Source organism: Bacteroidales bacterium (assembly GCA_014860585.1).
Lineage (GTDB): Bacteria > Bacteroidota > Bacteroidia > Bacteroidales > 4484-276 > RZYY01.
Map to the genome: position 1 here is coordinate 44,473 of JACZJL010000002.1, position 6,693 is coordinate 51,165.

General features: G+C 42.9%; 6 protein-coding genes. All 6 read right to left on the reverse strand.

Features of this window, described 5'->3' with window-relative positions; all coding sequences use genetic code 11:
- Window positions 1-9: 9 nt before the first annotated feature.
- Window positions 10-1,446 carry an aminotransferase class V-fold PLP-dependent enzyme gene (locus tag IH598_00240; protein MBE0636929.1) on the reverse strand — a complete coding sequence of 479 codons (1,437 nt, stop codon included), beginning with the start codon at window positions 1,444-1,446 and terminating at the stop codon, window positions 10-12.
- Between the two features lie 138 nt (window positions 1,447-1,584).
- A complete protein-coding gene (frr, locus tag IH598_00245; protein ID MBE0636930.1) occupies window positions 1,585-2,148 on the reverse strand; it encodes a ribosome recycling factor in 564 nt (187 codons plus the stop codon).
- Between the two features lie 113 nt (window positions 2,149-2,261).
- Window positions 2,262-2,972: a UMP kinase gene (locus IH598_00250; GenBank protein MBE0636931.1), complete on the reverse strand. Its 711-nt coding sequence runs from the start codon at window positions 2,970-2,972 to the stop codon at window positions 2,262-2,264.
- A 30-nt stretch (window positions 2,973-3,002) separates the two neighbouring features.
- Window positions 3,003-3,887 (reverse strand): hypothetical protein, encoded by an 885-nt coding sequence (locus IH598_00255; protein ID MBE0636932.1) that lies wholly within the window; start codon window positions 3,885-3,887, stop codon window positions 3,003-3,005.
- Between the two features lie 12 nt (window positions 3,888-3,899).
- Window positions 3,900-6,104 carry a patatin-like phospholipase family protein gene (locus IH598_00260; protein MBE0636933.1) on the reverse strand — a complete coding sequence of 735 codons (2,205 nt, stop codon included), beginning with the start codon at window positions 6,102-6,104 and terminating at the stop codon, window positions 3,900-3,902.
- Between the two features lie 228 nt (window positions 6,105-6,332).
- Window positions 6,333-6,693, reverse strand: a 361-nt coding sequence (locus IH598_00265; protein MBE0636934.1) for a hypothetical protein, incomplete at its 5' end; no start/stop codon positions are given.

Genomic DNA, 6,693 nt, shown 5'->3' on the forward strand with positions numbered 1-6,693 from the left:
ACAGAAGGATTATTTAGTGAGAAGAAGCTCATCTGCAATTATTACTAGATGGTTCAATAAGTCGTCGAGGGTTGAATCCCCAGTGAAAGGATTCATCAGTGAAACCCGAAGCCAGGTATTTCCGTTCAAAGTTGTGTGTACAATATAAAAGTCTCCCAATTCAAGAACTTTTCTTCTTATCAGGCTATTGAGGTCGTTAAGCGCTGTGTCATCAAGTATTTCAGTAAAATACCGGAAACAAACAATATTTGAATCCGGCTCAAGGAAGAGTTCAAAGTTTTTGTGTTGCCTGATTTTTTCAGCAAATGTTTTTCCCAAATCATATTGTCTTGTTACGAATTCATCAAAAATTCCAATTCCGTAGGCTTTAACAATTGTATAAAACTTCACGCTCATCATCAGTTTAGTACATTCAAAAGTGCGTTTTGCATAGTTGTACCACTCTTCTTCTTCCTGCTTTTCCCATAGATACAGTGCTTTCTGGTTGAAGGTCGCATAGGAATGAACTTTGTTTTTAAACAGGAGGAAAGTCGCAAGCACCGGCGCCATCATCATCTTGTGTGCGTCAATGACCACTGAGTCAGCCATTTCGATCCCTTTCAGCAGGTGCTTGTATTTTAGCGAAAAAATAGCAGCTCCGCCATGAGCACCGTCCACATGAAACCAAAGGCTGTGTTTCCGGCAAAACCTACCGATTTCCTCCAGATCATCATACATTCCTGAGGCTGTCGAGGGGGCGCTGCCGGCAACTGCAATAACAGTAATACCTTTGGTAGCGGCATCCTGTAAATATTGCTCAAGCAGCATGGTATCCATGCAAAACCTTTTATCCACCGGAATTTTTATTATCCCTTCAGAGCCAAAACCCATGATACGCAGAGAACGGTCAACGCAATAGTGGGCTTCTGAAGAAACCATCACTGCGAGCTTTTCGGTGTGTCCTTCCTGCCAGATGTCCTTTTCCGACATTGCTTTTCGGGCCGCCAGCAAAGCAGTGAGATTGGCCAGTGTTCCGCCGGAAGTAATATATCCATCACCATCTGCTCCATAGCCCAACTTTTTGAGAAACAAACCAACCACTACATTCTCGATGGCCGAGGCTGCCGGCCCCATCTCATAAATTGCCATTCCATTGTTAAGCAGGGCGCCCAGCATGTCGGTAAGTGCAGCAACAGGCGCGGTAGCCCCAACCTGGTGACCCATGTAGCGGGGATTATGAATGTGGATGGAGTTTTCGATGATTTCTCTGAAAAAATCGACAAGCGGCTGATCAGTCAGAATATTTTCCTGCCAGTTTTTTAATTGGTCAGCAGGGGATTTCCATTTCAGTACTTTGCCCTCGCCTTTGACAGCTCCTTCCAGGTGACCGGCAAGCAGGTCAATCAGGTCGTGTCCGAGTGCTCTGAATTTTTCAGGATTGTAGGCTTGTTCGAGTAATCTATCCATGTTGAGATTCTAATTAATGCTCCGTTAAGTTGTGTAATAGAAAAAATTTGTAAAGCAAATTCCCTGCATATTCGCCTGGTAAACAAAAAAAGCAACCCCTGAGTGTTGAGATTGCTTTTTTATCTGATTGGCCATAGATTAAACAGCCATCAGGTCTTTTTCTTTGGCTTCGAAGAGATCGTCCACTTTTTTCACGTATTTGTCTGTCAGTTTCTGGATATCATCTTCGAGTTTTTTTGCTTCATCTTCGGGCAAACCGTCTTTTTTCAGCTGTTTGGCATCGTCGTTGGCGCTGCGGCGGATGTTACGGATGGCAACTTTAGCGTTTTCGGCTTCATTTTTAGCTTGTTTAACCAGGTCGCGCCTGCGCTGCTCGGTGATTGGTGGTACCTGGATGCGCAACACTTCACCATTGTTTTGAGGATTGAACCCTAGATTGGCTGCCATGATGGCTTTTTCCATTACTGATAGCATGTTTTTATCAAATGGCTGTACGACGATTAACCTGCTGTCGGGCGTATTGATATTCGCAGCCTGGTTCAGTGGTGTCAGTGCTCCGTAATAATCGAATCGGACATCTTCGAGCATATCGGGACTGGCTTTACCTGCTCTGATTTTATGAAAATCACGCTCGAGGTGTACAATGGTATTTTCCATTCCCTCTATGGCCTCGTCCAGCACAAATTGACTTTCTTCGTTCATAATGTCACTATTTTAATGTTTGGAATGCAAAAATAATTGTTTATGACAAATGAGATGGAATTTTTATTCAGCCTTTATATGACCTTTATTTTGGTCTCATTTCAGATCCAGCATTATTCTTTACTGACCCTTGTTCCGATATTTCCTTCTTCGAGCACTTTTATCAGGTTTCCCTTCTGATTCATATCAAAAACATGAATGGGCATGTTGTTTTCCTGGCAAAGGGTAAATGCCGTCAGGTCCATCACTTTCAGCTTTTTCACAATGGCTTCATCAAAAGTAAGTTTGTCATACTTAGTGGCGGTTGGATCTTTTTCAGGGTCAGCACTATAAATTCCGTCAACGCGCGTCCCCTTGAGTATAGCATCAGCATGCATCTCAATGGCTCTAAGTGCAGATGCAGTGTCGGTCGTAAAAAAAGGATTTCCGGTACCACCGCTGATTAAAACCACTTTTCCCTCTTTCAGGTAATTGGCCACTCGCTGGCCGCTTGTTTCTTCAACGATAGGCTCGATGGCGAGGCCACCTAGTAGTTTTGTCGGCACACCCATGGCTTCGAGCGTACCCTGAAGGGCCAGGCTGTTGATCACTGTGGCAAGCATCCCCATGTAATCGCCCTGTACCCGGTCAACACCTTTGGCCACACCCTGCATCCCGCGGAAAATGTTACCTCCGCCAATTACAATGGCAATTTGGGCTCCGTGATCAACTGCAGCTTTTACCTCTACAGCATAGTCAGACAACCGGACAGGATCTATGCCATATTGCTGATCACCCATCAGGGCTTCACCACTGAGTTTTAGGAGTATTCTTTTGTATTTCATTACTTTATGATTTTATTGTTGAAAATGAAATTATCGTTTAAACGGATTGACAAGCTTTTGCCTGATAATCAATGTAAAAAAAGAAATTACCACGTAGGTTACCGCAAAATAGATGACCGAAAGCATCAGCGCAAAAAAGAGTAACTGGTTAAAATAGGCGATAAAAGGAACAGTATAAAGCAGAATGTTTTTCAGGTTGCTGAACAACATGCTATAAACCAGTGTAATGAAGAACATCAGCAGAAAAATAAAGAGGAAACCGATTCCCATTTCTTTCAGGTCAGCAGGACTAAGTTCCATGTGGGCTGCAATGGACATTGTCAGGAAAAGAAAGACCCAAAACTGCCAGTTCCCGATATTTTCAGCGTTGAACATACTCACACTCACAGTCCAAAGGCCGTCAAAGATCATTTTCAGGTAAGCAACCACTCCCGCTTCAGCCTGATGAATGGCATAGCTGTCTTTTTGTAACAGGCTGATGATCTCCTTTCCACCGGGAAGCAAGAACTGGAGTAAAGCCAATATGACCAACGCCCCAAAAATGATGGGGCCGGCGCCGATAAAAAAGCTTCCGATCCTGTGATATAAGTTTTTCTTGTTGTAACTGTGCTCCACCAACCCGAGTGTACCATCCTTGGAGTTGGGTGTGAACAGATTAATTTTAGTGATCTTATGACCGAACAGAAGGCAAAACAAGGCATGTCCAAGTTCGTGAACCGGAGCGCCGATCCACGCCGTGAAAAACACCTCGGCACGCAAACCAAGGGTTTTGGCAAAGGTAGTCCGGCTGAATCTCGCAAACAGATAAAGCAACAATCCAAGAATGAACATGAGCCCGAACATCGAAACAGCAATACCGAAGGTGAGCACAAAAGTGCCCCATATCATATCCCATACTTTTGTCAGAAATTCCATAATAGTAATGCTTTAAAATCTATATCCAAGGTTAAAATACCCTAACCATTTGCCACTGTAATCCGAGTGCATGGCTGAAACTTCAATTGGACCAATGGGTGTTTTGACACCCAATGAAATTCCATAACCATTCACTACTCCGTTTTCGGAAAGTAAATCACTTAAATATTCCGAATAAAATCCCAGGTTCCATTTTGCCGTTGCAAAAACATTATTTAAAACTTCGTAACGCAGGTCGATCCGACCACTTAGCGTGTGATTGGCTTTAATCTGCATAAACTCTAAACCCACAAAAGGAAATATTCCGTTCCCGTATTTTTCTGTTAGTCCGCCAAGATAGGATTGATATTTTGGCAGGGTCGCATCTCCATAACTCAATAAAGATCCTCCGTTAAATTGGGGAAGTAAAGTAAATTTATTTCGAAGCGGGATGGCTTGTAAGAACCTAACGTTTGCGAACAACAGAGGATCTGCTTTCTGACCAAGTGTATCATTTACATTGGTTACCAATTTCATTTCCCCAAAGAAATTTCGTCCATATTGCGGGTAGGTTTTCCTGTCGAGATCATCCAACTTAAAATTTAAGAAGAAATTGAGGTTCCATTCTTTGTAATTTTCCACATCGAAGGCAAAGATGTCGGACCGCATATCCGCATATTCCAGTTCCATTCCTCCTCTAAGGGTCGAACGGGTTGAAACATTTGATTGTGTATAGAGTTGACTGACCAAACTCGAAAAGTCGAAGGAGGCTACTTTATCGGAACCTTCAAAAAGTGGCGCATCAAGCGAGAATGCCTTGATATTAATGCCGATTCCTGGCTTCCATCCCCTGTCGATCAGATAGTCGGCATCGAACCCGGAATTGTCTCCAAGGTCAAGACTCAGGCTCAACCGATCATTGGGAAATGCCAGGTTACGAAAGGTTGCGTTGAGTAAAAAAGCTGCTTGCAGATCCGTATTGTAGTTAATTCCTACGCTGAGGTCGGCGCCCGTTTTTTCGCTAACCTGAAGCGTCAACCTGTAACCGCCTCGTTCCAGAGGTGTCAGGTCATAGTAAATGTAGTTGAAACTTTTTGTAGCGTAAAGCATCTCAATATTCTGAATGACCGTCTTCACATCAATGTGACTGGGGACATCAATTTGTAAATGACTGTTGACAAATGTTGGAGCTACCTTTTTTATCCCTTGAATAACAACCTCCTGAATTAAAATGGATTCTAATGGTTTTGCAGGTTCCATATTGTATGGCTCAAAATCATCGTAATGCTTAAGTTCTTCCAGTAATTTTTGAATTTCAGGCAGCATTTCTCTGGCGGCAAATTCGCCAAGTTTGATAATGGTATCGGCTGAAGTAAATGAAGAAACGCCAAAGTTGGTCATATCCGGTTTTATGTAAAGGTCAGTCAGTTCAAGACCTTTTTCATATAAAGGTCTCCTTAGGAAAGCCGTGGACTGGTCCAGAATTTTAACAAATGAGTTGAGTTCCTCTTTCGTAGCATATTTTCCCTGAACATCAATTCCGATGATAAAATCAGCACCCATATCCAGCACTTCCTGCACCGGGAAGTTATTCACCAGGCCACCGTCAACCAGCAGCCTGCCATCAATTTCGATCGGGGAAAACACGGTGGGGATGGCCATTGTAGCGCGCATTGCTTTGGGTAGATGTCCCTTGTTGAGAATAACCGATTCACCTGTTTCAATATCAGCTGCAATGCACAAAAACGGGATTGGGAAATCACTAAAATTTGTATAATCGGCCGCCGGACTTCCATAATAGGATAAAATGTTAAAAACCGACTGTCCGGCTACCAAACCGGCAGGGAGTTGAATTTTTTTATCCCTGATCGGTAAAGTGAAAAAATACTTTTCGTCCTGTTCTTTTTCCTTCATCGAAAGTTCACGGCGCGATATTTCATCCGAAAGCACTGCCATCCAGTTTTGACTAAGAACCAACTTTTCAAGTGAATCAGGCGAATAGCCCAGCGCAAAAAGTCCTCCCATAATCCCACCCATGCTCGTCCCGCCAATGTAATCTATTGGAACCCCGGCCTCGACCAATACTTTCAACGCGCCAATGTGCGCAAAACCTTTTGCCCCACCACCACTCAATACAACCCCTATTTTTGGTCGTTTTTCATTTCCCTGTGGATAAACTACCGATGGCAAAAACATTAGGATAAGCAACACAACAGGCAAGCAAATTGAAGTCCTCATAAATGCATCATCAGATTTTTCGGTCTCAAAAGTATAGATTTCTTTGAAATGCCGATAAGATGGATTTTACAGGAAAGGAGACTTTCCTGCTTTTGCCATTTTAAAGAGCAACTTAGGGCGATCCAAAATGTCTAACAAGAAAAGGAATAAACGTAGCGTTAACCTGGCCAGTTGAGATTACTGAAGGAAACAGAAAATGATAATTACCAGAGAAGAAATGGGTACAAATTAAAATGCTTTGGGTTTGAAATTTTCTTCATTAACAACGGCTGCGCTGCTCCCGGTAGCTTTGATAACAAAAAAGCCCGATTTTTCAGCCATTCGATCGCTGGCGCCTTCGGCAGTAATGGATGCAACGCCTCCATAAACGACCATATTTTTGTACTCGGGCATAAAAATTTTTGCTTTCCACAGTTTCTCATGGAATTCATTTACATCCTGGGGTCTCAGGGTCGTTTTCACTTCAACAATAACAATCTCGCCTCCGTTAATGGCAATCAGATCAAATTCAAAATTTATCCCTTCACGGTTGCCTTTTCTGCGCTGAATTATACTTTCTACTTTAATCCCTCTCGAATTCAGCAATTTG